The 25,363-nt window shown below is 54.8% G+C and carries 22 protein-coding genes; 8 read left to right on the top strand and 14 right to left on the bottom strand.

The window, feature by feature from the left end; translation table 11 throughout:
* The first annotated feature begins 46 nt into the window (after positions 1 to 46).
* Positions 47 to 952 (top strand): LysR substrate-binding domain-containing protein, encoded by a 906-nt coding sequence (locus ACW17M_RS09150; RefSeq protein ID WP_414121846.1) that lies wholly within the window; start codon positions 47 to 49, stop codon positions 950 to 952.
* Between the two features lie 35 nt (positions 953 to 987).
* On the opposite strand, the gene ACW17M_RS09145 is transcribed toward ACW17M_RS09150, so the two are convergent.
* Positions 988 to 1,833 (bottom strand): DNA/RNA non-specific endonuclease, encoded by an 846-nt coding sequence (locus ACW17M_RS09145; protein WP_041158163.1) that lies wholly within the window; start codon positions 1,831 to 1,833, stop codon positions 988 to 990.
* Positions 1,834 to 1,938: 105 nt separating this feature from the next.
* Positions 1,939 to 2,214: an Lrp/AsnC family transcriptional regulator gene (locus tag ACW17M_RS09140; RefSeq protein WP_008958975.1), complete on the bottom strand. Its 276-nt coding sequence runs from the start codon at positions 2,212 to 2,214 to the stop codon at positions 1,939 to 1,941.
* Positions 2,215 to 2,562: 348 nt separating this feature from the next.
* On the opposite strand from ACW17M_RS09140, the gene ACW17M_RS09135 reads away from it, so the two are divergent.
* Positions 2,563 to 2,877: a high-potential iron-sulfur protein gene (locus ACW17M_RS09135; RefSeq protein WP_022522716.1), complete on the top strand. Its 315-nt coding sequence runs from the start codon at positions 2,563 to 2,565 to the stop codon at positions 2,875 to 2,877.
* An 80-nt stretch (positions 2,878 to 2,957) separates the two neighbouring features.
* Here the strand turns inward: ACW17M_RS09135 and ACW17M_RS09130 are convergent, their stop codons facing one another.
* From ACW17M_RS09130 to ACW17M_RS09110, 5 genes are all read right to left on the bottom strand, one after another.
* Entirely contained in the window at positions 2,958 to 4,526 is a 1,569-nt protein-coding gene (locus ACW17M_RS09130) for a SpoVR family protein (protein WP_009287656.1), read from the bottom strand.
* Between the two features lie 44 nt (positions 4,527 to 4,570).
* Positions 4,571 to 5,857 carry a YeaH/YhbH family protein gene (locus ACW17M_RS09125; protein WP_009287655.1) on the bottom strand — a complete coding sequence of 429 codons (1,287 nt, stop codon included), beginning with the start codon at positions 5,855 to 5,857 and terminating at the stop codon, positions 4,571 to 4,573.
* Between the two features lie 38 nt (positions 5,858 to 5,895).
* Positions 5,896 to 7,818, bottom strand: a complete 1,923-nt coding sequence (locus ACW17M_RS09120) for a PrkA family serine protein kinase (protein WP_009287654.1) — start codon at positions 7,816 to 7,818, stop codon at positions 5,896 to 5,898.
* Between the two features lie 293 nt (positions 7,819 to 8,111).
* On the bottom strand, positions 8,112 to 9,158 hold the full coding sequence (locus tag ACW17M_RS09115; RefSeq protein ID WP_457547291.1) for a threonine aldolase family protein: 1,047 nt from the start codon (positions 9,156 to 9,158) through the stop codon (positions 8,112 to 8,114).
* Positions 9,159 to 9,466: 308 nt separating this feature from the next.
* The gene (locus tag ACW17M_RS09110; protein WP_233974275.1) at positions 9,467 to 11,488 is read right to left on the bottom strand and encodes an NADPH-dependent 2,4-dienoyl-CoA reductase; all 2,022 of its coding nucleotides are present in this window, start codon (positions 11,486 to 11,488) and stop codon (positions 9,467 to 9,469) included.
* A 180-nt stretch (positions 11,489 to 11,668) separates the two neighbouring features.
* Between ACW17M_RS09110 and ACW17M_RS09105 the strand changes: the two genes are divergently transcribed.
* Together ACW17M_RS09105 and ACW17M_RS09100 are read left to right on the top strand one after the other, a co-directional pair.
* The gene (locus ACW17M_RS09105) at positions 11,669 to 12,583 is read left to right on the top strand and encodes a DMT family transporter (RefSeq protein WP_009287651.1); all 915 of its coding nucleotides are present in this window, start codon (positions 11,669 to 11,671) and stop codon (positions 12,581 to 12,583) included.
* A gap of 42 nt (positions 12,584 to 12,625) precedes the next feature.
* Positions 12,626 to 14,194 (top strand): GNAT family N-acetyltransferase, encoded by a 1,569-nt coding sequence (locus tag ACW17M_RS09100; protein ID WP_457547290.1) that lies wholly within the window; start codon positions 12,626 to 12,628, stop codon positions 14,192 to 14,194.
* 68 nt (positions 14,195 to 14,262) lie between these two features.
* Here ACW17M_RS09100 and ACW17M_RS09095 read toward each other — a convergent pair whose 3' ends face one another.
* The 4 genes from ACW17M_RS09095 to ACW17M_RS09080 all read right to left on the bottom strand — a co-directional run bounded on the left by ACW17M_RS09095 (position 14,263) and on the right by ACW17M_RS09080 (position 17,838).
* Positions 14,263 to 14,562 carry an MGMT family protein gene (locus ACW17M_RS09095; protein WP_022522712.1) on the bottom strand — a complete coding sequence of 100 codons (300 nt, stop codon included), beginning with the start codon at positions 14,560 to 14,562 and terminating at the stop codon, positions 14,263 to 14,265.
* Positions 14,563 to 14,615: 53 nt separating this feature from the next.
* Entirely contained in the window at positions 14,616 to 15,224 is a 609-nt protein-coding gene (locus tag ACW17M_RS09090; RefSeq protein WP_039859677.1) for an FMN-dependent NADH-azoreductase, read from the bottom strand.
* Positions 15,225 to 15,421: 197 nt separating this feature from the next.
* Positions 15,422 to 16,870 (bottom strand): alanine/glycine:cation symporter family protein, encoded by a 1,449-nt coding sequence (locus ACW17M_RS09085; RefSeq protein WP_457547289.1) that lies wholly within the window; start codon positions 16,868 to 16,870, stop codon positions 15,422 to 15,424.
* A gap of 104 nt (positions 16,871 to 16,974) precedes the next feature.
* Complete coding sequence (locus tag ACW17M_RS09080; protein WP_022522709.1) at positions 16,975 to 17,838, bottom strand: LysR substrate-binding domain-containing protein; 864 nt, start codon at positions 17,836 to 17,838, stop codon at positions 16,975 to 16,977.
* A 137-nt stretch (positions 17,839 to 17,975) separates the two neighbouring features.
* Here ACW17M_RS09080 and ACW17M_RS09075 point away from each other — a divergent pair, with 137 nt between their 5' ends.
* The 3 genes from ACW17M_RS09075 (at position 17,976) to ACW17M_RS09065 (ending at position 20,962) form a co-directional block, all read left to right on the top strand.
* The gene (locus ACW17M_RS09075) at positions 17,976 to 19,157 is read left to right on the top strand and encodes a TauD/TfdA family dioxygenase (protein ID WP_457547288.1); all 1,182 of its coding nucleotides are present in this window, start codon (positions 17,976 to 17,978) and stop codon (positions 19,155 to 19,157) included.
* 64 nt (positions 19,158 to 19,221) lie between these two features.
* Entirely contained in the window at positions 19,222 to 20,160 is a 939-nt protein-coding gene (locus tag ACW17M_RS09070) for an ABC transporter substrate-binding protein (protein WP_009287646.1), read from the top strand.
* A gap of 97 nt (positions 20,161 to 20,257) precedes the next feature.
* Positions 20,258 to 20,962 (top strand): TVP38/TMEM64 family protein, encoded by a 705-nt coding sequence (locus tag ACW17M_RS09065; protein ID WP_457547287.1) that lies wholly within the window; start codon positions 20,258 to 20,260, stop codon positions 20,960 to 20,962.
* Here the strand turns inward: ACW17M_RS09065 and ACW17M_RS09060 are convergent.
* Complete coding sequence (locus tag ACW17M_RS09060; RefSeq protein ID WP_457547286.1) at positions 20,944 to 23,190, bottom strand: glycosyltransferase; 2,247 nt, start codon at positions 23,188 to 23,190, stop codon at positions 20,944 to 20,946. The two genes, ACW17M_RS09065 and ACW17M_RS09060, sit on opposite strands and share 19 nt — an antisense overlap.
* 77 nt (positions 23,191 to 23,267) lie before the next feature.
* Complete coding sequence (locus tag ACW17M_RS09055; RefSeq protein WP_022522705.1) at positions 23,268 to 23,696, bottom strand: secondary thiamine-phosphate synthase enzyme YjbQ; 429 nt, start codon at positions 23,694 to 23,696, stop codon at positions 23,268 to 23,270.
* Positions 23,697 to 23,825: 129 nt separating this feature from the next.
* Between ACW17M_RS09055 and ACW17M_RS09050 the strand changes: the two genes are divergently transcribed.
* Entirely contained in the window at positions 23,826 to 24,362 is a 537-nt protein-coding gene (locus ACW17M_RS09050) for a lipocalin family protein (protein ID WP_342584834.1), read from the top strand.
* Positions 24,363 to 24,373: 11 nt separating this feature from the next.
* Here ACW17M_RS09050 and ACW17M_RS09045 read toward each other — a convergent pair whose 3' ends face one another.
* Positions 24,374 to 25,315 carry a LysR family transcriptional regulator gene (locus ACW17M_RS09045; RefSeq protein WP_233974273.1) on the bottom strand — a complete coding sequence of 314 codons (942 nt, stop codon included), beginning with the start codon at positions 25,313 to 25,315 and terminating at the stop codon, positions 24,374 to 24,376.
* Positions 25,316 to 25,363: the final 48 nt, after the last annotated feature.

Here is a 25,363-nt window from a genome sequence, read left to right as displayed (position 1 = left end):
AGTGGTATGCTTGAAATCACTGACTCCCTGTTTTAAGGCTTGATCCATGCGTGATGCTTTACCGCCGCTATCTTGCCTGCGCGCCTTTGAGGTTGCCGCACGATACTGTAGCTTCACGCAAGCTGGAAACGAGCTAAATCTCTCGCAAAGCGCGATTAGTCGGCAAATCAAACGTCTTGAGCATGACCTAGGGCGCCTACTTTTCGAGCGTCATCATGAAGGACTGCGACTCACCCCAACCGGAGAGCACTACTTTCGAGTCGTGCAACGCCTTCTTCGCGATTTAGGCGATGAAACTGCCCGTCTCAGGCGACGTGGAGACGACAGACAATTAACCCTCGCCTCAAGCCCGACCATTGCGTCGATCTGGCTGGCGCGCCAATTGCCCGACTTTCAGCGCGCGTACCCTAACATCGAAATTCGCATATTGACGGTAGAAGACCCACATCGCCTTGACCTGGCGGAGTTCGACCTGGGTATTTATTACCATGTGCCCAATGAAGTTGATCCACCGGGCCTTGTAGCTGACGCCATTTTTGAACATGAAAGGGTAGCAGCCGTTTGTAGCCCCATTTACCTGGAACGCCATGGCAATAGCATTGATCCTGCGCATCTGCTGGTGAATCACACACTTATGGTGGTGGAAGATCATTACCACGACTGGCTAAGCTGGGAAATATGGTTCCGTGAACTAGGCCTGAAATGGCAGCCTCCCCTGCATACGCTGCGCGCCAACAGCTTCCAACTACTGATGAATGCTACGTTGGCCGGCCAGGGAGTGACCCTAGGCTGGATGCGGCTTTTAGATGCCGAGCTTCGACAAGGCAACCTTGTTCAAGCACTGCCACTCACCATACCCAGCCGAGGAAAACTATCGCTTTTGACGCCACAGCACCGACACCTGACAGAGCCCATGCGCGCCTTCCGCCATTGGGTGTTGGATACAAGCTAAATCCCAGGCATGCCAGCCACTATGTACTTAAACGGCTATTGATACCGCCCCGGGCGCCTTGCCACCTCGTCAAGTGCCCACCCCTGTGTACGCAACTCCCCTTCCAATACAGACTCTACTTCCGTTGCTAACTCTGGGAAGAAGTTAAGCCCTGTGCGTGCCTCAATCTCATCAATGGTCACCAAATAGTCATCCAGCGGCTCATTGCCCTGAACGTCTTGTGGCATGATAAACGCCAACGCTAATGGTGCCTCGTTGTGCGGCGCTACTATGATCTTGTAAAAAGCCGAAGGCACTTCGACCAATCCTACCCGGTTGAACACGTTATCCATAAAGTGTTCTGGGTAAATGGGGCCGGTAATCACCTGCAACCGGTCAAAGCGCGGCGCAAAGTGATCCATCACTGCTTCTTCTAACCGCTGCCAGAGCTGCCGATTCAGGTTGGGCCGTTGCGGGGACATATTGCTCATTAGGAAGGTATCGACCTGAGCGCTGCGCCCATGCACCGCTGCAATGGCGTAGTTTGGCGCTAAATGGCCCCGGTCGTAACCGCTACCGGCGTAGCTGTCGGTGCCTATCGGCCATAGCGTGCGCCAATCGGCTTGAAAATTTGGCCTTGGGCCGATGCTCGAGTCGTCTACTGCTTCAACCTGATAACTTACCCATAGCGGATTGACCCGCACATCGGACCAGCCTACCAAGTAGCCATCATTGCGCAGCACTCGGTGCATCGTAGTGGGGCGAAACTCCTCCCACGTTGGCACCCCCATCCAGGTGTAAGCATCTTTATGCTGGCGCTCCTGAAACTCCCACAGCCCTGTGCCAACTACCACAAAAAGCACAGCAATGCCCAGGCGTCGCCCCTGTCGACGCCAGCTCAAAAGCGATGTTCCCAACAGACTTTCCCCTTGTTAAATGCTTACATTAGCGCTTTTTCATTTTCACTGCGTTCGTGAACGCTTTGCGTGTAACCAAATAATAAAGGGCTACCAACCCAAAGAGAACATGGTTTCAAGATCGTGGCGGGAGTGAACCTGCATGGCATTCAGGGTTTCTGTATCGCTGATACCTTCTACGGCGTTCAGGCGCTCAGTCACCAATTCAGCCAAGCTTTCAAAATCACGGGTGCGAGCAATGGCCACTAAGTCGTAGCGGCCGCAGGTGGAGTACACCTCGCTAATGCCCTCTACATCGGCCAAGCGCTCGGCCACGGCCTTGACCTGGCCTTTATCGGTATTGATTAAAATGACTGCGTTTTGCATGGCGCGCCCCTTAAGAGAAAATGGTCATAAAAGTAGTGTCAAAGCTGGGCAGAGTATAGCAGCGACGAGGAAGCGAGCGCAGCACCCGGCGACAGCGTGACCAATTGTCGCTATTCCAGCAGCACTATTCGCACAACCCTTATACATCCGCTAGCATGTAGTTTAAGAATAGGGTTGAAAACGGCTGGCCTAAATTGTAGTAGGTTGAAAAAAATAGTAGGTCGAAAATACAACTGATTGAAAGATGTAGCAGAGAGCTCCGGCTTATAAGACTACGCGGAGCACAAAGAGGTGGATAACCACCCAACAACGTGACCAAACGTCAGACCGTGACGATAAGGAGAAATCATGGCTAATAAGAGCCGTCGTGACTTTATGCGCAACAGCATGTTGGGTCTTGCAGCCCTTCCACTGGGAGCTGGCATTCTTTCTAAAACTGCTTTCGCCCAAGAGCTGCCGCGCCTTGATCCTTCCGCAAGCAACGCCCAAGCGCTTAACTATGTAGAAGACGCCAGTGAAGCCAGCGATCATCCCGCTTATGAAGAGGGCGAACGCTGCGATAACTGCATGTTCTTTAATGCAGACACTGAGGGTTGCCAGCTATTTCCAGAGAATAGCGTAGCACCCGCTGGCTGGTGCCAATCCTGGACTGCCCAAGCTTAAGCATTTAAAACTTGATAGCCGTATAAGCACCTCTACCCCGCCATTTGGGCGGGGTAGTTTTGTTTAAGACACGCTAGCAGCTAAGAAGCCGGGCTTTCATCCTCTACCGGCCAATGAAAACGCCGCGTTACCCGTCCTTCTTCCAAAGAGACAAGATGAACAGGGAAGCCCCATAGCTGCTGTAGATGGCGAATCACCGGATAAACACTGCGGCCTAATGGGCGGCGACTATCCTGCACGTGATGGAGTGTTAGCGAGCGATCCCCACGAATGGCCGCTTCAACCACTTGAATATTGGGTTCGCGGACAGAGAGCGCGTACTGAGTGGCAAGCGCTTCCCGAACCTGGCGGTAGCCCTGTTCGTTATGAATCGCTGCGACTTCAAGGGTCTCCACCTGATCGTCATCCACCACCAAAAACAGTTTATGGTCACGCATCACCTTCGGTGATAAAAACTGCTGAATAAACGACTCATCCTTGAAGTTGCGCATCGCAAACTCCAGCGTTTCCCGCCACGGAGTGCCTGCAATATCAGGGAACCACTCGCGATCCTCATCGGTGGGTGCGTCGCAGATCCGCTTAATATCCATAAAGATTGCGAAGCCAAGAGCATAGGGGTTAATCCCACTGAAGTGAGGATTATCAAACGCTGGCTGGTTAATGACCGCCGCGTGAGACTGCAGAAACTCCAGCATTAATCCCTCATCGACATTGCCATCGTCGTAGAGCCGGTTCATCAGCGTGTAGTGCCAAAAGCACGCCCAGCCCTCATTCATTACCTGGGTCTGCCGCTGAGGATAAAAATACTGCGCCAACTTGCGCACAATCCGCACGATTTCACGCTGCCAGGGCGCCAGCAGCGGCGCATTTTTTTCAATAAAGTAGAGCAGGTTCTCTTGAGGTTCCGGAGGATAGTGGCCGCCGCTGTGCAAGCCCAATGGGTCATCGTCAGCATGCAGGCCCCCCGTTGACAGCGGTGAATCGCTGATAGGTGCCTCAGGAATGGTACGCCAGAGCATATTCACCTGGGTTTGCAGGTAGCTTTCACGCTCCTCCTGGCGCTTCGCTTCTTCCTCGGCAGAGATCGGCGAGGGCCGCTTGTAACGGTCGACCCCATAGTTTTGTAGCGCATGGCAAGCATCCAGTAACTGCTCAACGGCCTGCACGCCGTGGCGTTCTTCACACTTGGCGATATATTTACGCGCAAACACTAGGTAATCAACAATTGAAGAGGCATCGGTCCAGGTGCGAAACAGGTAGTTACCCTTAAAAAAGGAGTTGTGGCCGTAGCAGGCGTGAGCCATCACCAACACCTGCATCATCAGCGTATTCTCCTCCATTAAATAAGCGATGCAGGGGTCGGAATTGATCACCAGTTCATAGGCTAAGCCCATCTGGCCACGCTTGTACGCCTGCTCGACGGCTAGAAACTGCTTGCCGAACGACCAGTGGTGATAGCCCACCGGCATGCCTACACTCGCATAGGCATCCATCATCTGCTCGGTAGTGATGACTTCTATCTGATTAGGATAGGTATCTAGCCGATACTCATCAGCGAGCCTGGCCAGCTCCGCATCAAAACGCTCCAGTACACTGAAGTTCCAATCGGAGCCGGTGGCAATCGGCTTACGCTTGCGGGTCGCACTCATAGCCCCCTCCTCTACACGCGGTCACTAACCTGTATACAAGGTCACTAGGACTGGCTTAAGCGGCGCTTAAACAGTTCACGAAAGACCGGATAAATATCGCCCGCCTCCACAATTTGGCGCATGGCAAAGCGCTCGGGGAACTCTTTCACCACACTTTCGTACTCATGCCACAGTGACTGATGGTCATGGGGCGTGATCTCAACGTAGGCGTAGTATTGCAGCTGCGGCATCAACTGTTTGACCAGTAAGTCGCGGCAAATATTCGAGTCATCATCCCAGTTATCACCATCGGACGCCTGGGCCACATACAGATTCCATTGGCCAACGGGATAGCGCTTTTCGATGATTTTATTCACCAGGTTCAGCGCACTGGAAACAATCGTACCGCCGGTTTCCCGCGAGTAGAAAAACTCCTCTTCACTGACTTCCCGAGCAGCCGTATGGTGGCGCACAAAAACCAACTCGACCTTCTCGTAGTGCTTCTCCAAGAACAGATAGAGCAGCAGGAAAAACCGCTTGGCGATGTCTTTGTGGTTTTGGGTCATCGAGCCGGAGACATCCATAACGCAAAACATCACCGCTTGATTGGAAGGCTGAGGCTGTGCGCTTAGTTGGTGGTAGCGCAGGTCGTAGGTGTCAATAAACGGTACGCCCGCGATGCGCTTCTCCAGGCGCTCAATTTCGGCTTTCAGCTCGGCAATGCGGGTGGGATTACGCAGTACCGTGTCCTTGCGTTCTTCGGCCTCCAGGGCATCAATCGCCTCTCTTAACGCCCGTTTAATCGGTGCGCGCATAGCAATGCGCCGAGCATAGGCTTCGCGCATAGAGCGGGTAATGCTAATCCGCGACGGCACGCCGTCCCGGGAGAGCCCCGCCCGCACCATTTTGACCTCTTCAAGCGATTTCAACGGTTTGCGCTGCAAATGGGGCAGCTCTAAACCGTCAAAAACAAACTCCAAAAACTCTTCGCGGCTCAGCGTAAAAGCGAACTCATCGACGCCTTCACCCTGATTAGAGGGGCCGCCCTCGCCTGCGCCACCACCGCCCCCCTGCCCACTGGGGCGGCGGATTTTATCACCGGCGACAAACTCTTTATTACCGGGTGAAACGATATTACGCGCCCCACCCGGGCCATGCTGGAAGACCGGTTCGGAGATATCCTTTGCCGGAATCGAAACGTTCTCACCACGCTCCATATCCGTAATCGAGCGGCGGTTAACGGCCTCTTCAACCGAGCGCTTGATATGCTTACGGTAGCGCTCCAAAAAGCGCTGCCGGTTCACCGCGCTTTTATGTTTCGCGTTCGGCCTTCGATCAATAAAGTAGGTCATACGACCTCCTTAAACGCTCATCTTAAGCACACCATCCATTACTGGGACTTGCGCACGCGCAGATACCACTCGGATAGCAACCGCACCTGTTTTTCGGTGTAGCCGCGATCGACCATCCGCGCCACAAAGTCTTCGTGCTTTTTCTGATCCGAGCGAGAAGCCTTGGCATTGAACGAAATCACCGGCAATAGCTCTTCGGTATTGGCGAACATTTTGTGCTCGATAACGCCCTTGAGCTTTTCATAGGACTGCCAGCTCGGGTTCATACCGTTGTTTTGCGCCCGCGCCCGCAGCACAAAATTGACCACCTCGTGGCGGAAGTCTTTGGGATTCGAGATACCCGCGGGTTTTTCGATTTTCTCCAGCTCTTCGTTGAGCGCCTGGCGGTCTAGCAACTCACCGGTCTCATGATCACGATACTCTTGATCCTGAATCCAGAAATCTGCGTAGGTCACATAGCGGTCAAAGATATTCTGGCCATACTCGCTGTAGGATTCGAGGTAAGCGGTCTGGATCTCCTTACCAATAAAGTCCACGTAACGAGGCGCCATATATTCTTTGATAAAGCCCAAGTAGCGCTCAAACACTTCCGATGGCAGCTGCTCACGCTCCAACGCCTGCTCAAGCACATAAAGTAAATGGACTGGGTTAGCGGCCACCTCGGTGCTGTCGAAGTTAAATACCTTAGAAAGAATCTTGAATGCAAAGCGGGTGGAGAGACCCTGCATACCCTCGTCAACGCCTGCGGCGTCGCGGTACTCCTGAATCGACTTGGCGCGAGGGTCGGTGTCTTTCAGATTCTCACCGTCGTAAACGCGCATTTTCGAGTAAATATTGGAGTTTTCCGGCGCTTTTAGCCGTGACAGTACCGAGAACTGGGCCAGCATGCGCAGCGTGTCCGGTGCGCAGGGCGCGGCGTTAAGCGAGGAGTCTTCGAGCAGTTTTTGATAGATCTTGATCTCTTCGGTAACCCGCAAACAATAAGGCACCTTGACGATATAAACCCGGTCAAGGAACGCTTCGTTATTGCGGTTATTGCGAAACGCCTGCCATTCCGACTCGTTGGAGTGGGCCAGGATCACGCCATCAAAGGGAATCGCCCCCATGCCTTCGGTGGGGTTGTAATTACCCTCTTGCGTCGCGGTAAGCAGTGGATGCAGCACCTTGATCGGCGCTTTGAACATCTCCACAAACTCCATCAGCCCCTGGTTAGCACGGCATAAACCGCCGGAGAAGCTGTAGGCATCCGGATCATCCTGGGAGTAAAGCTCCAATTGGCGAATATCGACTTTACCCACCAGCGACGAGATATCCTGGTTGTTCTCATCCCCTGGCTCGGTTTTGGAAATAGCGATCTGGTTAAGCCGTGATGGGTACAAACGCACTACCCGGAACTGGGAGATATCGCCGCCGTACTCATTCAGCCGTTTTGCCGCCCAGGGCGACATTACGCTGCGCAAATAGCGCTGTGGGATACCGTACTCTTTCTCGAGCAGTTCGCCGTCCTCTTCGGGTGAGAACAAGCCAAGCGGCGACTCGTAGACCGGCGAGCCTTTAATGGCATAGAACGGAATCCGCTCCATCAGCAGCTTAAGACGCTCTGCCAGCGACGACTTACCGCCGCCCACAGGGCCAAGCAGATAGAGAATCTGTTTGCGCTCTTCAAGCCCTTGAGCCGCATGGCGGAAGTAGGAGACGATTTGCTCAATGGCCTCCTCCATACCGTGAAACTCGGCAAAGGCTGGATAGCGACGAATCACTTTATTGGAAAAAATACGTGATAGACGCGGGTCTTTCGCCGTGTCGATCACTTCAGGCTCGCCTACGGCTTCCAGCATGCGCTCGGCGGCGCTGGCATAAACCTTCGGATCACGGCGACAAAGCGCCAGATACTCCTCCAGGCTCATGTCCTCTTGCTGAACGCGGGAAAAACGGTCTTGAACGTGATCAAAGATGCTCATGAAACTCTCCTGTGGCCCATCCCCAGGCAGTCACCGTCAAGCCAAATGTTTCGCAACGGCGTGCCAAACGAGGTGTCGCTTTTTTAGCGTAGTCAGCATTAGCAAAAAGTGATGACTAAAACCTTCAACGCAGCAGCGATATAGATAAGAGAATTATTCAGACGAATAGTTGCGTTAGTCCAAGCATCTCAAATAAACGCAAAGCGCTAAAGCAGTGATGTCGCTGCTTTAGGCAGCGACATCACTAGGTCAAAAGCGCCCAACAGCGGCAAAAAAGAGAGTAACTGACGGCTTTAACGCTCAAGTACCGCGCGAATATCGGCCAATAGACCATCCAGCAATTCAACGGTGGTGTTCCACGCACATACAAAACGCGCGCCACCTGCGCCAATAAAGGTATAGAAGGTCCAGCTTTTAGCTTTCAACGCTTCAATAGCGTGGGGCGGCAATTCAACGAACACGCTATTGGCTTGGGTAGGGAACATTAGCGATACGCCGGGTAGCGCTTGCAGCCCTTCCGATAGGTAGCGCGCCATCTCGTTGGCGTGCTGTGCGTTGGTTAACCAGGCACCACTTTCTAGTAGCCCTAACCACGGCGCTGAGACAAAGCGCATCTTGGAAGCCAACTGCCCTGCCTGCTTGCAGCGGTAGGAAAAATCTTCGGCTAATTCACGGTTAAAGAACAGAATCGCTTCGCCAAACGCTAAGCCGTTTTTGGTACCCGAAAAACACAGCGCATCCACTCCCACCTGCCAGGTAATTTCTGCGGGAGTGGCATTTAGACTGGCGCAAGCGTTGGCAAAGCGGGCGCCGTCCATGTGCAAGCGCAAGTCATGTTTATCGGCAATGGCACGAATCGCCATGAGCTCTTCCCGGGAGTAGAGCGTGCCCACTTCGGTGGCTTGCGTGAGCGATACCACTTTAGGTTTTGGGTAGTGAATATCGCTGCGCTTGGTGACCAGCGCCTCAATGCCTTCCGGCGTTAGCTTGCCATTGGCACCCGGAGAGGTCAGCAGCTTCGCTCCGTTAGAGAAGAACTCCGGACCGCCGCACTCGTCGGTTTCGATATGCGCCAGCTCGTGGCAAATAACGCTGTGGTAGCTGCGTCCCATTGCAGAGAGTGCCAGGGAGTTAGCGGCGGTGCCGTTGAAAACGAAGAAGACATCGCAGTCGTAGTCAAACATCTCGCGAAAGCGATCCGCGGCACGGGCTGTCCAGAGATCATTACCGTAGGCCAAGTCATCGCAACGATTGGCTTCTAGTAGATATTCCATCGCCTCCGGGCAGATACCGGAGGTGTTATCACTGGCTAAAAAACGCGGGCTACACTCCGAGGTCATGACGACAGTCCTTTTATCTGGCGATCGAACGGCGCGAGCTGGGTGCCACTCGCGCCTTTAATATCTAGCTATTCTTAATAACTAGATTAGTCATTTAGTCTATCGCCATTTATGGGCTAACGTCACCCGCTCAACTCACCTACACAGAACTATCTCGGGACACGTCGGTGGCCGAGGGCAGGTTTCCGCGAGGGCGCTGTGAATCCGTCCATGGACGCTACTTTCGCCATCCATGGCGAAAGACCCTCGCTTCAACCTGCCCTCGAACATGGTGAATGGGGATTTATGAAATTTACTCTATATCCAGCCTATAGGCTAGCGGCCAATCGAGTGCCCTGCTCAATTGCCCGCTTGGCATCCAGCTCGCTGGCTTCATCCGCGCCGCCGATTATATGTACCGCCGCCCGCGAACGCTCCAGCGGCGCCAGCAGATCACGCACTGACTCCTGCCCGGCGCATACCACCACGCTATCCACGGCAAGTACTTGGTCAACGCCATCGCGGCGAATATGCAGCCCTTCGTCGTCGATTTTGAGGTATTCGCAGCCGGTGAGGGTTTTCACCCCCCGCTGCTTAAGCGATGCGCGGTGAACCCAACCGGTGGTTTTCCCCAGATACTTGCCAGGCTTGGAAGTTTTACGCTGGAGCATGACAATTTCACGGGGAACCACGGGCGCTGTCGGCGCTTTTAAACCGCCCCGCTCGCCGACTGCCAAATCAACGCCCCACTCGTCGCACCAGTCGGCTATGTTCAACGCAGGATGACCTTGGTGGGCCAGCAGTTCGGACACATCAAAACCAATACCTCCCGCGCCAATCACCGCTACTTTACGCCCAACACGCTCGGGAGATTCAATCGCTTCGGCGTAGCTCAACACCTTGCCGTGGTCGTGACCTGGAAGATTGAGTTCCCGGGGCTTAACGCCGGTGGCCATGACCACCTCATCGAAATCGGCGAGGGTTTCTGCGCTTGCCGTAGTGTTTAGACGTACTTCTACCGCATATTTCTCCAGCATCACCCGGTAGTAGCGCAGGGTTTCATTAAACTCCTCTTTGCCGGGGATCTTACGCGCGTAGTTAAACTGCCCGCCTAGCTCACTGCGCTGTTCGAACAGCACCACGCTGTGTCCGCGGCTAGCGGCTGTCACGGCCGTTGCCAGACCCGCGGGCCCACCGCCCACCACAGCGACACGTTTAGGGGTTTGCGCGGGCTCTATAACCAGTTCGGTTTCATGACAGGCACGGGGATTGACCAAACAGGAGGTCAGCTTTCCGGCAAAGGTGTGATCTAGGCAGGCCTGGTTACAGGCGATACAGGTATTGATCTCTTCTGCCAGCCCCTCTTCGGCTTTGCGTATCCAGGCGGGATCTGCCAGGAAAGGCCGCGCCATGGAGACCATATCCGCGTGGCCCGCCGCCAGTACGCGCTCGGCTACCTCAGGCATATTGATGCGGTTGGTGGTAATCAACGGAATCGATAGTGCTGATTTGATCCGCCGGGTCACCTCGGTAAAGGCAGCGCGGGGCACGCTGGTCACAATGGTGGGCACCCGCGCTTCGTGCCAACCGATACCAGTGTTGATCACGTTCGCCCCGGCGGCTTCGATCGCCTGGCCCAGCGTGACGACCTCTTCCCAGGTGCTGCCCTCTTCGACCAAATCAATCATCGAGAGGCGGAAGATAATCACAAATCGTTCACCCACCGCTTCGCGAACACGGCGCACGATCTCAACGGCAAAACGCATCCGGTTTTCAAACGCCCCGCCCCACTCATCGTCACGCTGGTTGGTACGCTGACAGATAAACTGATTGATCAGATAACCTTCTGACCCCATGATCTCAACGCCATCGTAGCCCGCCTGTTTGGCTAAGCTTGCGCAGCGAACGTAGTCAGCAATTTGTTGCTCAACCTCATCGCTAGAAAGTGCTCTAGGCATAAAGGGATTGATCGGCGCCTGGATAGCCGAAGGTGCTACCAAATCCGGCGAGTAGGCGTAGCGCCCGGCATGAAGAATCTGCATGCACAGATGACCGCCCTCAGCATGCACCGCGTCTGCCACCTGGCGGTGTTCTGGCAACTGCGCCTCATCAACGAGCGCGTGGGCGCCCTGGAATACGGCGCCTTCCGCATTAGGGGCAATACCGCCGGTGACGATCAGGCTAACCCCCTCCCGCGCACGCTCGGCATAAAATGCCGCTAAGCGTTCAAAGCCATTGGGCGCCTCTTCCAAATTGGTATGCATAGAGCCCATCAAAACGCGGTTGGGCAGCGTCAAATGGCCAATGGTCAGCGGGCGGAAAAGGTGCGGATAGGCGGGCGCACGGGTCATCACGGTACTCCTTGGTATTATTAGTAACAGTGTTAAAACGCATTCAAACAAGCGTATGACATACTCGCTGCAACGTACAGACCTTTACCTATCTGAATATTGCCAGGTTTGCCGTTCTCCCCCTTGCCCAGTGTGCAAATTCGCGTCACATTACCCGGCTAACGATAAGGAACCGTTGCTATGCCCTTGATGTATTTTTTGCCGCCACTCGCCACCGTGCTTATCTGGTCGGGCAATATGACCATTAATCAGCTTAGCGTAGGCGCCATCGCGCCAAGCAGTATCGCTTTTTTACGCTGGCTGCTTGCCCTTGCGGTGATGACCCCGTTTGTACTCCCTGCAGCGTTACGCCACCGCGACGAAATTCGCCGTCAGTGGCCTAAGCTAGCGCTGCTTGGACTACTCGGCATGGGCCTATGGCAAGGGCTGGCCTATGTGGCGGCAGAAACGACGACCGCTACCAACATGGGGATTCTCGCCGCCATGGTGCCGTTGTTAACGGTACTGCTGAGCGCGCTGATTCTTCGCGAGCCGCCGACCCTGGGCGGCATTGTGGGCGGCGTGCTGGCCTTCGTGGGGGTTACCGTTCTGCTAGGGCGTGGTAATCCGCTCTCGCTGCTACAGCTAGAGGTTGCCCTTGGTGATGCGCTGATGGTGGTAGCAGCCACTTGCTACGCGCTATATGGGGTGATGCTCAAACGCTGGTCGATGAATTTACCGCCCTGGGTCATGCTTTACGCCCAGGTCTGTTTTGCGGTGCTGTTCTTGTTACCGCCTTATTTGATGGGGCCAATGACACCTATTGATAGTCAGAATATCGGCCTGATTGTCTACGCGGGCATTCCTGCCTCGATCATCACCACCTTTTTGTGGATGCGCGCGGTTCGCCAGATCGGTGCCAATCAATCGAGTATTTTCATCAACCTAATGCCACTGTTTAGCGCACTGATTGCGATGGCCTTCTTGGGTGAACAAGTGGCAGGGTTCCACTTTACCGGTGGGCTGCTGATACTGGCGGGTGTCATTATGGCGCAAACGCTGACACGCCCGTTAGCACGTGGTTTAACCTCGGATAAGCCGAGCAGCGCCCGATAATGCTAGAATGGCCGTCGATTTCTAACGCTGGGAAGCCCTGATATGTCCCTGGAAGAACTGCATCTTAATCTGCGCAACCTAATGAGCGATGACTACGATCAGCTCAAGGCATTGATGGACGCCGTCTATCACGATATCGGCGGAGCATGGCCAAAGCGCACCATTGACAAATTAATTCAGGAATTCCCCGACGGCCAAATCGCGATTGAAGACGATGGCCTTCTGGTGGGCGTAGCACTCACCGTTCAGGTGGATTACGACGAATTTTCCAACCCGCATAAGTACGATGACCTGATTGGCCATCGCGAGATCATCCTCAATGACGAGGATGGCGACGCCATGTACGGGCTGGATGTGCTGATTCACCCAGATTACCGCGGTTATCGCCTGGGCCGCCGCCTTTACGAAGCGCGTAAAGAGCTATGTCGCTCAATGAACCTACGGGCGATTTTAGCTGGTGGGCGTATTCCGGAGTATCACCAGCACGCCGATGAACTTACGCCTGCCCAATACATTGATAAAGTCTCGCGCAAAGAGATCTACGACCCGATTCTCTCTTTCCAGCAGGCCAATGATTTTCAGGTAAAGCGCCTACTGCGCAAATACCTGCCGGAAGATGAGCAATCGCGTGGTTACGCCACCCTGTTAGAGTGGAACAACATTCTGTTTGAGCCCGCTGCCAGCGTGCTCGACAACAAACCGACCCAAGTGCGGGTGGGCGCGGTGCAGTGGCAGATGCGTGAGTTTTCATCGGTTGAGGCCGCCCTACAGCAGATCGAGTACTTCGTAGACGCGCTCTCCGACTACCAGAGTGACTTTGCCGTTTTCCCAGAGCTGTTCAACGCGCCGTTGATGGGCCTCCAAGACCGCGCCGCCCAGCAGGATCAAATGGGCGCGATTCGCTTTTTGGCCGGCTTCACCGAGCGTTTTAAGTCTGAACTGTCGCGTATGGCGGTCTCTTACAATATCAATATTGTCGGCGGCTCGATGATTGAAGTGGGTGACGATGACCGACTCTACAACATCGCCTACCTCTTCCACCGTGACGGCACCGTTGAGCGCCAGGCCAAGCTGCATATTACGCCTCAAGAGCGTCGCGACTGGGTGATCGAGGGCGGCGATGAGCTACAGGTGTTCGATACCGACGCTGGCCGCGTGGGCATCCTGATCTGCTACGACGTGGAGTTTCCGGAACTGGGCCGACTGCTGGCCGACCAGGATATGGACATTCTGTTTGTGCCCTTCTGGACCGACACCAAAAACGGTTACCTGCGCGTGCGCCATTGCAGTCAAGCGCGGGCGATCGAAAATGAGTGCTACGTGGTGCTCTGCGGCAGCGTCGGCAACCTGCCTTCGATTGAAAACCTGGATATCCAGTACGCCCAATCAGCGGTGTTCTCGCCGTCTGACTTCGCGTTTCCCCACGATGCAGTACTGGCGGAAACCACACCCAATACCGAGATGATCTTCTTCTCGGACTTGGATCTCACTCGCCTAACGGTGGTACGTGCCGAGGGTTCGGTGACCAACCTTAAAGACCGCCGCAAGGATCTGTTTGATCTACGCTGGCGCGACTGGTCGTGGAAATCGGGTGCTAATTTGGAAGAGTGAGGAGTTAAATATACGATAACGCCGCCCAATTGGGCGGCGTTGTTGTTTCTAAAGGCGTTTTATATAGGTTAATCAGGCCAGACGAGGTGCGCAGGCACTCGGCCTTTGGCATCGAACAACACCCCTTCATCGCGTAGCTTACGATGCTGGCGTTCGGCGCCGCCGTGATCGGCAAGCTTCAAAGACGATGCGATCACGCGATGCCAAGGCAACTGGTGGCCATCCGGCAGGTGGCGCATTGCCGAACCTACCATGCGTGGGGTAGCACCTTCGGTCATGGCGGCAATGCGGCCATAGGTCGTCACCCGGCCCGGCGGAATTTGATCGACAATAGTGTAAATCTGTTCGAGTAATTCCGGCCGAGCCATGTGATTATCCTTCTATGCTTTGAGATATGCCTTGAGAGCGCTTCTAAACGCGCTTAAAGCCCCTCAACCAATTGATCGATCGCTTGAAAAGCTTCTTTTATTGCAGCTTCGCGCTGCTGCTCACCCAAATTCAGCCCTTCAGCATAGACCACGTCAACCTCTTTAATTCCCATCAGCCCCAGCATGGCTTTCAGGTGTGGTGTTTGGCTGTCAAATTCCGTACCCGCGTACTGACCACCCCGCGCGGCCAGAATAATCGCTCGCTTGCCTTCTACCAACCCTTGCGGGCCGTTTTCGGTATAGCGGAACGTTTCACCGGCACGCAAAACACGGTCAAACCACGCCTTCAGCTGTGAAGGAATACCCAGGTTATACATCGGTACCGCAATGACCAGCACATCATTGGCGCGTAGCTCAGCCAGCAGTTCGTCCGAGCGCGCGGCTAACGCCTGCTGCTCAGCGGTACGCTCTGCGGCCGCCACCTGCCAAGCCCCCAGTTCGCTAATATCCAGGTGAGGGAGCGAGGTTTTCACCACGTCACGCTGAGTAACGTTTACATCGTTGCGGGTGCTCGCCTGCTCAATAAAGCGATTAGCCAATGCAATGGATTGGCCGTTTTCAGCCAGAATCGAAGAGGTAATTACCAGGGCACGAGTCGTCATTGAAAGCTCCAAAATGTACAGGGAAGGATTGGAAGCTATTCTACGGCGCTTTCCAAGAAGCAAAAGCGCAACGTTTTACGACTTGTATTCGATTAAATCGAATCATGTGACGGCCAATAAAAAGCCCCGCGACGCAAAATGCGAGGCGGGGCGCAGCTAGTGGTTTAAATGGCTATAGCTCGTTTACTTAAGCTTGATTACTTCTTGGGCCAGGCCTTGGGATCGACTTTATTAACCAGCTTGGGAAAAAGGCTGGGATCAAACACAGGCTCTTTGCCCGCTTTCAACTGCGCTTCGTAGTCGCGGAAGAGTGCGAAAGCTACTGGCGAGAGAAGCAGAATAGCGACCAGGTTAATAATAGCCATCATACCCATAGAGAGGTCGGCGAAGTTCCAAATCGCCCCCAGGCTTGCCACCGAGCCAATCATAATCATCGCCAGCACCGCTAAGCGGTAAATAAACACGGCAACCGGGGCGCGGCGCCCGGCCAGATACTCAATGTTGGACTCGCCGTAGGAGTAGTTGGCAATCACCGAGGTAAACGCAAACAGCAGAATCGCCACCGCGATAAACATACCGCCCCAATCGCCCACATGGCTGGAAAGCGCCATTTGGGTCAACTGAATGCCGTTGTTCTCATCGCCCGCCATCAGCTCCGGCCCCGCCATAATGATGATGGCCGCCGTGGCCGTACAGATCACTAGGGTATCCAGAAACACCCCGAGCATCTGAATAAAGCCCTGGGCAGCAGGATGATCTGGCCGCGTAGAGGCCGTGGCCGCGGCATTGGGCGCTGAGCCCATCCCCGCTTCATTGGAAAACAGCCCGCGCTGAATGCCGTTCATAATCGCCTGGGATACCGCGTAGCCTACTGCCCCACCGGCCGCCTGCTCAAAGCCAAATGCACTGCGCACAATGGTCATGATCGCTGCGGGCAAGTCACTGATATTCAACCCGACTACCACCAGCGCCAGAATTAAGTAGAGCAGCGCCATGAGCGGAACCACCAGTTCAGCCACCTTGGCAATCGACTTCAAACCGCCGAAGATGATCGGCGCCACAACAGCCATCAAAACTAACCCCATGGCCCAGGTGGGAATGGCGAACGCCTGTTCCATGGCCTGGGCGATAGAGTTGGCCTGAACGCTGTTGAACGCTAACCCAAAGGCAATGATCAAACAGATAGAGAACAGCACAGCCAGCCAGCGCAAGCCCAAACCACGCTCAATATAACGCGCAGGGCCGCCGCGGAAGGTGTTGTCGCCGTGGTCTGTTTTGTACGCCTGAGCCAGGGTGGACTCCACAAAACTGGTCGCCATCCCAACCATTGCGGTCATCCACATCCAGAAAATGGCCCCAGGGCCACCAAAATAAATAGCCACCGCGACACCCGCCAGGTTACCGGTACCGACTCGGGCCGCCAGACTGGTTGAGAGCGCTTGAAACGAAGAGATACCGCCGTTTGATTGTCGGGAGCTGCCCAGCAGCTTAAACATATGGCCGAAATAGCGCAGCTGAATACCGCGTGTCATCACAGTAAAATAGAGACCCGCGCCAATCAGCAGATAAATCAGCGCGCTGCCCCAGAGCAAGCCGTTGCCGCGATCCACCAGCGATGTCAGCAACGGAGGGAGAGTAAAGTCCATGAAGATCACGCCTTTTTAAACAATGAAAGCGCATCATTTTTCACGGCTGCACCAAAATGGCAAGGAAATTGGTGAAAAGACTTTAAAACAGCAATAACCACTTATCACATTGAATCGCAAAGCCCCCGCCATACCAGCTCGGATTCGTCGCTAACGTGGCGCCGGCTAGGGCGAACCAACCAGAAGCGCTCATCGCTGGGCACACTGAGCTCAAAAGGCGCCACCAAATCGCTACGCTGCTCCATTAAGCGTCGGTGAGTTAACGCAACGCCACCGCCCTGGCTAGCAAGCGCCAGTGTCATCACCTGGTTATCGCAAGTGAGCGACCAGCACTGCGCTTCCAGGTGAGCAACCCCCGCTTCCTGCAGCCACCCCGGCCACCCCACGCCAAAACCGACAGCGTGCAGCAGCGTATGCCCAGCCAGATCGCTCGGCGCAGTAAGCGTGTCCGCTAACGCCTGCGAGCAAACGGGCAGCAGTTGCTCTTCGCCTAGCGGCTGCATTTCAACGCCCGTCCACTCCCCTTTGCCATAGCGAATCTCGATATCCGCCCCTTCGGGGCCAAAGTCATCGGGCCAGATAGCACTTACTACACGAATCGACACCTGGGGATGAGCCCGGTGGAAGGCAATTAAACGCGGCGCCAGCCACGACTGCTGAATAACCGGCGTGGCACGCAGCGTCACTGGCTGCTCAGAGGTGCTGCCAAAGACCTCCAGGGTGCCCTCACTAATACGCACAAACGCATCGTGAATGCTCGGCAGCCACGCCTGCCCAGCGGGGGTAAGCGTTAAGCTGCGTGCATGACGAACAAAGAGCTTTTGCCCCACCCGGTCTTCCAGCAGCCTGACGCGCTGGCTGATGGCCGCTTGGGTAACCCCCAGCTCATTGCCTGCAGCGGTAAAGCTTAAGGTACGCGCCGCAGATTCAAAGGCTTGTAGCCATAACAATGGCGGTAATTGGCTCATGAAAAAGAGACCTATAAATTAAATGATGTCTTAGGGGTCAGATTAATCGTTTGTCACTGCTGCGGCTACTCCGCATCCTGGTTGGCACAAACGCACACCCCTACGTAATGCCACAGAGGGAGCGAATCGGAGTTTTAATGAACAGCACAGCAGAGACCACCTTAACGCCCCCCCATGCAAACACCCCTGAGATGGGCGAATTAAGTCCTTATCAAGCGGGCCCGGTACTCACTCAAGCGACGCTTGCCCACAATGGCATTGCCCTTGAGTGGCTAGATGGTCAAAAAACTACTCTGCCCCTGCTCTGGCTGCGCGACCACTGCGCCTGCCCGGCCTGCCGGCATCCGCAGACCCGGGAAAGGCTCTACCTGCCGCTTGACCCAATCACTGAGCCACCCAGTGTTGCTCTGCTAGATGGGCACTTACACCTGCAATGGCAAGATGGTCATGTCAGTGCCTTTCATAGCGGCTGGCTTTACCAGCGCCGCCCGGAAGCCGAGCTGACTTCTGCGGTACCCAACGCTAAGCCTTGGGTCGATAACTTCACTCCCGAGCACATCAGCCATAGCGATTTTTTAACCCCTCAAGGCGAGAAAGCCTGGCTAACTGCCATGCTACGCGACGGGCTGGCACTGATTACCGACGGCCCATTGGTAGAAGAGGAAGTGAGCCGCTTAGCTGAACGTATTGGCCCCCTGCGCGCCACCAACTTTGGCGCCCGCTTTGATGTGCGCTCCAAACCCAATCCCAACAACGCGGCGTATACCGCGGTCGGGTTGCCGCTGCATATCGATTTACCCAACTGGCGCCAACCGCCAGACATTCAGTTGCTCTACTGCCTGCAAAACAGTGCCAGTGGCGGCGAATCGTTATTTGCTGATGGCGCTCGGGTCGTAGAAGCTCTGCGCCAGGAGTCTCCAGAAGCGCTGGCGATTCTTAGCGAAACACCGATTGATTTTCGCTTTCAGGATGAAACCCACGATATTTCAATGCGGGCGCCGGTGATCACTCTGGATAGCGCAGGCAACCTGGTTGAGATGCGCCTGAATAACTGGATTCGCGACGCCCTTCACCTACCGGTAGAGCAGATGGACGCCTGGTACAGCGCCTACGCTCTATTGTGGAAGCTGTTCCACAGTGAAGTGCACCAGCTAGAGTTCACCCTTCGCCCTGGTCAAATGGTCGCTTTTGATAATCGTCGCGTACTCCACGGACGGCGCGAGTTCGATCCCAACAGCGGCGCACGCCATTTACAGGGCACCTATTTAGACCGCGACATGCTGGCTTCACGCCTCCGCGTGCTGGCCCGTAACGTTTAGCGGTATTCAATAATCACTGTTTAACAACAACACCTATCAGACAAAAACCTAGCAAGGAGATCCTATGACACACCTCAAGCCTCTCGCCTCAGGCATTGCCCTCGCCACTACCGCGCTATTTGCCTCGGCGGCTCACGCCGACGACCAAACCCTTGATTTCGGTGTGCCCGCCTGGCCCGGCATTACAGTAAAAACGGCCATCGCCGAACAGCTATTAAACCCACTCGGCTACGAAACCAGCACCCAGGAAATCGGCCTACAGGTGATTTACCAGGGTATCGAAAGCGGCGATATCGACGCCTTTCTAGGGGCTTGGCTGCCCGCCCAGCGTGAGATGTTCAATCCTCGCAAGGAGTCGGGTGTACTGATTGACGTGGCGAATAACGTCGATGGTGCGCAAATGACCCTGGCGGTGCCGGAATATCTGTATGAGAGTGGCATTCAGAGCTTTGCTGATCTAGACGAGAATCGCGAACAGTTCGAGGGTGAAATCTATGGCTTCGGCGCAGGCTCTGCTGCCAGTGAGATTCTTCACAACGCCATTGACAACGACACCTGGGGGTTAGGTGATTGGCAGGTAGTCGATACCAGTGAAGTGGGCATGCTTTCCGCTGCACGTGACGCCATCTCCCGTGAGGAACCGATTGTCTGGGTAGGCTGGACGCCCCACTGGATGAACCTTGAACTGCCCATGCGCTACCTGGAAGATCCTGAAGACCTGTTCGGTGAGAACAACGGTGAAAGCGATGTGTTGACGCTACTGCGCAGCGACTACGCTGAAGCCACCCCCAACGTAGTGACCTTCTTTGAGCAGTTTACCTTTTCGGCTGAAGAGCAGAGCTGGATGATTCAGGCGTTTGGCCAGGAAGAGCAAGACCTTGCCGACGTCGCCGAACAGTGGATCAACGACCACCCAGAACGCATTGAAGCAATGTTGGCAGACGTCACCACCACTGACGGCGACCCCGCTTGGCCGGTCATTGAAGCCCAGCTCAACAACTAAGACACCGCTGATTAACTATTGCGCTTAATGTAAACGCGCCTTCATCCCATCGGACAGCTAGCGTATGCTAGCGCTTTTTTAGCCGATGGGAGTGAGCATGTCGCGGACATTGGGCAAGGGCGTAGGCCTGCTGGTAGTCGTCGTGCTGCTGGGCGTCATGTGGCAGTTACTACAGCGCTACGACCTACTTACCCAGGCGCGCCTTAGCGAATTTATCGCTTACATTCGCCAGTGGCGTACCGCGCCCTGGATGTTTGCCGCGGTAATGGCCACTTATGCCAGCGCCCTGCTGGTAATATTTCCACTTAGCCTACTGGTGGTGGTGACTGGCTTACTGTTTGGCCCAATATGGGGGCTAGCGTACGCCACGCTAGGCACATTGACCTCCTCGATTGTGTCTTACTGGGTAGGCCACTGGTTAGGCCGTGAGGCGCTTATGCGTTATGGCGGGCGCCATCTGCGCGGCCTATCGGGTTACTTATCCAAGCGCGGCATTCGCACCATGACGGTGATTAACCTGCTACCACTCGCCCCGTTTACGCTCACCAATATGCTGGCGGGCGCTTTTCACCTTAAGTTTCGCGACTATATGATCGGCTCCACCCTGGGCATCGTACCGGGGCTGGCAGCGGTGATCTTATTGGGCAGCCAGCTAGGCGCACTGTTCACCGCTGCCTCGACCAAAGAAATCATCTTAGCGGCTGTCGGGCTAGCGGCTGGCGTTAGCTTGTTAATAGGCCTTAAGCGCTATGCTAACCGCCGCCAAGCGGCAAAAAAACAGCCTCACCGCGAAGGCGAGTGATATTTGGCCAGCACTTCGGCGTAAAAGCCCGCCACCGCTGAGGCAAAGTTGGCAATATCAAACTCCTCAGCAAAGTGGCTGGCCTGCTTACCCAACTCCCGGCGTCGCTCAGCGTTATCTTTTAACTCAACCACCCTTTGCCCCCAGGCCTGACGATTTTGCGGTGTTTTGAACCCATTGACCCCTTGGCGCACCACATCATCGATACCGCTGGAGCGCACCGCCACCACGGGCAGTCCCGCCGACATCGCCTCAAGGATCACCATGCCCTGAGTTTCAGAGGTGGAGGCAAACACAAACAGATCGCCAAGATGGTAATAAAGCGCCATGCGCTCCGGCGGCACCGCTCCGACCAGGGTGACCTGCGAGGTCAGTTTCAAAGTATCGATTTGGTTTTGAATCGCCTCCCGGTCTGGCCCATCACCAATCAGTAGCAGATGAAGATCATCATGCCCCTGTGACTGAAGCTCGGCGAGGGCTTCCAGCATAAAGCCAATGTTTTTCTCCTTACTAATCCGCGAGACGCTGATCAATATTTTACTTGCAGGGTCGATAGTTAATTGCTCGCGCAGCGCTTCCAACTCACTCTCCTCAACGTGAGAAAAGCGTGCCACATCTATGCCTGTGGGCTGCACCAGCGAGGGAGTCTTCACTCCAATCATGCGCAGATACTCCTCGGCGGAATAAGTCGGCACAATCACTCCTTGGCAGCGATTAGAGAAGCGCTTGATCAGGGTATGGGAAATCAAATTACGAAACAGCGCACCGGGCAACGGCACGAAATGGGCGTAGTGCTCCAGGCGGGTGTGATAGGTGTAGATCACTGGCACCTTGAGCCGACGCCCCATAAACAGGCCCATGGAACCGAGCCAAAAGGGATGATGAACATGAATAACATCCGGCTTAAACCCACGCAGGCAACGACGAAAACGCGCACTGAACGGATTGGTTAACCGGAACTCGCCCTTCTGCCCAAATGCCATTAGCGTGGGGATGCGTTTTATTGAGCTGTCGTCCTGCCACGTTTCTCGGTAGCGCGGCACTAACAGTTGGATGGTGTGGCCTAGATCACATAAGCCATTGCGCAGGCGATCCACCGAGACCGATACCCCCGATACAAAAGGAAAGTAGTTATTAGAGATCATCGCTACGCGCAGAGATTTACCCAGGAAAGGCGTTGGGTCGATATCAAAATCAGGATAGTAGTCGCGATCTTCGAAAATTAGCCGATATAAGCGCAGTGCGAGCAGCGTCAACATACCCACAATCAGCAAAAACCGCGTATAGCTAACGTAGAAAAACGCATACACCGTGGAAGCCACACTACTCACCATCCGCCACCAGCCAGGGCTATCCACATTTAATCGCACCGGCGCAATAGCGACATTCTCACCCTCTACATTGACGATGACGTAGTGGTGAAAGCTACTATCGGCATCAATGAGGATGCCTCCCGCGCCTCCGGTGGTCACGTAATCCACGCCATTAATCGTCTGCTGGGAAAAGAGCGTTAAGTTGGCGGAAAATACGGTGTCAACGTCATGCTCCTCTGCCAGCGCCATAATGCCATCGGCTAAGCGAGAATCATTGAGATAATTGTCCGCTTCAAACAGCGGCGCGTCGCGCACTACGTTGTGCAGCGGCAAACCAACAAATAGAAACCGATGCTGTGTTTCTGAGGCCGTAAGCTCACGCTCCAACCAATCAAGCTGCCAGGAGGTAGAGGACTTGCCGGTACCGTCAAGAAAGATAAAGTGGCTATTGCCCGCTACAAACGAGTAAAAATGCGGCCCAAAATATTCGTAAAACAGATAGCTACCGAAATCACTATCTTCATTTTCACCGTAGGTGAGTAAGTAAGGGACATTGAGCTGCTCCAGACTCTGATAAATCGCCTGGTAGCTCTCCTGCTGCCCACTATTGACGGCATTCCCAGCGGAAATCAGGAAGTCGATGCCGCTCTGATTGATGAGCGGCACAATCTCCTTTTGAAACACGCTCACCGAGTTATTGATATTGCCCACCACCGCAAAGCGATAGTCGGTTCGCTCCTTCAACACCTCGCGAATATTCGCCACTTCAAGGGTATGCACCGACTCAAATTTGGGTTCTGCTACATACAACCAAATTTGGTGAGCAATTAGCCCAGTCACCAGAGCAAGATTAAGAAAAAAGAACAGCCGCAACCTGCGCTGTCGGGAAAGGCGAAGAAAGGAGCGTCGTGGCATTTAAAAGCGCTTTTTCAAAGATAATATGAGGTTATTAACCACTATACAGCAACGCTGAGTCGAGGTGGCGCGCCAAGCTAGCGCGCTTCACACCCGTTTAGGGTGGCCAGTAATCGACGTGGCCCAGCCTGATTGCGGTGTTCTCCCAGCCATATGCCCTGCCAAGTACCTAAAGCCAGGCGTCCATCGCGCACCGCCAGCGTTAGCTGTGTACCCAGCAGGCTGGCGGCTACATGGGCGGGCATATCATCAGGCCCTTCCAGGGTGTGGCGGAAATAGGGTAAATCTTCGGGCACCAGTCGACGCAGAAAAGCATCTAAATCGTGGCGCACATCCGGATCAGTGTTCTCATTGAGCGTTAACGAGGCAGAAGTGTGCATCAGCTGTAAATGCAGCATGCCAGCCTGGCAGTCACTTAAACAAGGCAGTGCGCGGGCCACATCATCCGTAATCAAATGAAAGCCGCGCGCCATTTCGGGCAAATGAATCTCTTGTTGGCACCACATACACACTCCTTTATTTGTTATGTAAACGAAAACACTCCATCACCGCCTTCTCCTGCTGTATGGCAAAATAGCAACAGATAGCACTAACCATAGTCGATCACCCGCGAATCATCGCCAAGGAGCGCGTTAATGAAAACCCTGCTAGGAAGCAGCATCGTTAGTATGACCCTACTCACCGGCTGCACTGGCATTCCGGATGGCACGCAGCCAGTAACAGACTTTGAGCTAGACCGCTACCTGGGCCAGTGGTTCGAAATTGCCCGCCTGGATCACTCCTTTGAACGCGGTCTTGATTGCGTGACCGCCACTTACAGCCTGCGCGATGATGGCGGTGTTCGAGTAATCAACCGTGGTTACAACCTTGAAGAACAAGAGTGGGATGAGGCTGAAGGCCGCGCCTACTTTATTGACGATGAAAGCGTTGGGCGCTTAAAGGTAAGTTTCTTTGGCCCCTTTTACGGCGGCTATAACGTCCTTGAGCTGGATGAGGAGTACCAATGGGCGTTGGTGGCAGGCCCTAACCGCGACTACCTGTGGATACTTTCACGCACAGAGGAAATGGATAGTGCGACAGAAGACCGTCTGCGCCAGCGGGCAGCCGAGCTGGATTTCGCTACTGAAGAGCTGATTGATGTTATCCAAGGCGAGGCTTGCCCTAGCCGATAAGTAGCTTCTGATTAGTTCCCTTCCGGCAATCTCGGCACTCGCCCCGCTATCTCTCGTTGAACATAGTCAATAAAAGCGCGCAGCCGGGCGGGCACATGGCGACGTTGTTCAAACACCGCATAAAAATCTGCCCGCACCCCCTTCCAGCCTGGCAACAGCGCTACCAATGCGCCATTGGCAAGGTGCTCGTTAACGTCCCACCAGGAGCGCAGCATGACACCGTGGCCGTCCAAGGCCAGGCGGGTAATGACCTCTCCATCGTTGCTGGCTAATCGACCGCTGACCTTTATCGACTGTGTCTGCCCAGGCAGTCCTTTGGCAGGCTGAGCGACTTGTTCAAAGCGCCAGAGGGGGAAATCACTGTCGTTCTCGCGAATCACCAAACAAGCGTGCTGCTGTAAATCTGCCGGTACTTGCAAAGACGGCGCCTGGGCAATGTAGGCAAGCGACGCACAGAGCACCCGCCGATTGGCCAGAATACGCCGAGCGACCAAGCGCGACTCCGGTGGCTCGCCCACGCGAATACCAATATCAAAGCCGTGATCGCTCAGATTGAGCGGAAAATTGGTTAACTCCAACCACCCTTCCACCTCGGGGTGATCGGCACAAAAGCGGGACAGCAGTGGCGCAATATGGCGGCGCCCAAAGCCAAAAGTGGCGTTTACCCGCAAACGTCCGCTAAGCGCCTGATCGACTCCCTCACCCAGTGAATTTTCCAGCTCATCCAACTCATCTAAAATCAGCGCGCCACGGGCCAAATAGCGCTCACCCTCTGCGGTTAGCGTCAATCGCCGCGTGGTGCGAGCCGCGAGCTCTACTCCCAGGCGCGCCTCCAACTGTTTTAGCCGCTTGCTTACAGCCGAGAGCGATAGCCCCAGCTCGCGAGCAGTCGCCGTCAGGCTTCCCGCCCGCGCCAAGTGCTGAAAAAACGCCAAATCATCCAGGTGCGCCATATCGCTCCTCAGTCATTCTGCACTTTCACGCAACAATAACTTGAATGG

Source organism: Vreelandella sp. 2A-K22, from assembly GCF_054065485.1.
Note: the sequence above shows the minus strand (reverse complement) of the source record. Positions and strands in the feature narration are given on the sequence as shown.

Excerpts from the sequence above, each read along its gene's own strand:
- ACW17M_RS09095 (WP_022522712.1), bottom strand. The coding sequence starts at position 14,562 with ATGGCTCGGCCGGAATTACTCGAACAGATTTACACTATTGTCGATCAA.
- ACW17M_RS09120 (WP_009287654.1), bottom strand. The coding sequence starts at position 7,818 with ATGAGCATCTTTGATCACGTTCAAGACCGTTTTTCCCGCGTTCAGCAA.
- ACW17M_RS09125 (WP_009287655.1), bottom strand. The coding sequence starts at position 5,857 with ATGACCTACTTTATTGATCGAAGGCCGAACGCGAAACATAAAAGCGCG.
- ACW17M_RS09140 (WP_008958975.1), bottom strand. The coding sequence starts at position 2,214 with ATGCAAAACGCAGTCATTTTAATCAATACCGATAAAGGCCAGGTCAAG.
- ACW17M_RS09115 (WP_457547291.1), bottom strand. The coding sequence starts at position 9,158 with ATGACCTCGGAGTGTAGCCCGCGTTTTTTAGCCAGTGATAACACCTCC.
- ACW17M_RS09075 (WP_457547288.1), top strand. The coding sequence starts at position 17,976 with ATGAACAGCACAGCAGAGACCACCTTAACGCCCCCCCATGCAAACACC.
- ACW17M_RS09100 (WP_457547290.1), top strand. The coding sequence starts at position 12,626 with ATGTCCCTGGAAGAACTGCATCTTAATCTGCGCAACCTAATGAGCGAT.
- ACW17M_RS09070 (WP_009287646.1), top strand. The coding sequence starts at position 19,222 with ATGACACACCTCAAGCCTCTCGCCTCAGGCATTGCCCTCGCCACTACC.
- ACW17M_RS09105 (WP_009287651.1), top strand. The coding sequence starts at position 11,669 with ATGCCCTTGATGTATTTTTTGCCGCCACTCGCCACCGTGCTTATCTGG.
- ACW17M_RS09050 (WP_342584834.1), top strand. The coding sequence starts at position 23,826 with ATGAAAACCCTGCTAGGAAGCAGCATCGTTAGTATGACCCTACTCACC.
- ACW17M_RS09045 (WP_233974273.1), bottom strand. The coding sequence starts at position 25,315 with ATGGCGCACCTGGATGATTTGGCGTTTTTTCAGCACTTGGCGCGGGCG.
- ACW17M_RS09090 (WP_039859677.1), bottom strand. The coding sequence starts at position 15,224 with ATGACGACTCGTGCCCTGGTAATTACCTCTTCGATTCTGGCTGAAAAC.
- ACW17M_RS09110 (WP_233974275.1), bottom strand. The coding sequence starts at position 11,488 with ATGACCCGTGCGCCCGCCTATCCGCACCTTTTCCGCCCGCTGACCATT.
- ACW17M_RS09150 (WP_414121846.1), top strand. The coding sequence starts at position 47 with ATGCGTGATGCTTTACCGCCGCTATCTTGCCTGCGCGCCTTTGAGGTT.
- ACW17M_RS09060 (WP_457547286.1), bottom strand. The coding sequence starts at position 23,190 with ATGCCACGACGCTCCTTTCTTCGCCTTTCCCGACAGCGCAGGTTGCGG.
- ACW17M_RS09085 (WP_457547289.1), bottom strand. The coding sequence starts at position 16,870 with ATGGACTTTACTCTCCCTCCGTTGCTGACATCGCTGGTGGATCGCGGC.
- ACW17M_RS09055 (WP_022522705.1), bottom strand. The coding sequence starts at position 23,696 with ATGTGGTGCCAACAAGAGATTCATTTGCCCGAAATGGCGCGCGGCTTT.
- ACW17M_RS09135 (WP_022522716.1), top strand. The coding sequence starts at position 2,563 with ATGGCTAATAAGAGCCGTCGTGACTTTATGCGCAACAGCATGTTGGGT.
- ACW17M_RS09130 (WP_009287656.1), bottom strand. The coding sequence starts at position 4,526 with ATGAGTGCGACCCGCAAGCGTAAGCCGATTGCCACCGGCTCCGATTGG.
- ACW17M_RS09080 (WP_022522709.1), bottom strand. The coding sequence starts at position 17,838 with ATGAGCCAATTACCGCCATTGTTATGGCTACAAGCCTTTGAATCTGCG.
- ACW17M_RS09065 (WP_457547287.1), top strand. The coding sequence starts at position 20,258 with ATGTCGCGGACATTGGGCAAGGGCGTAGGCCTGCTGGTAGTCGTCGTG.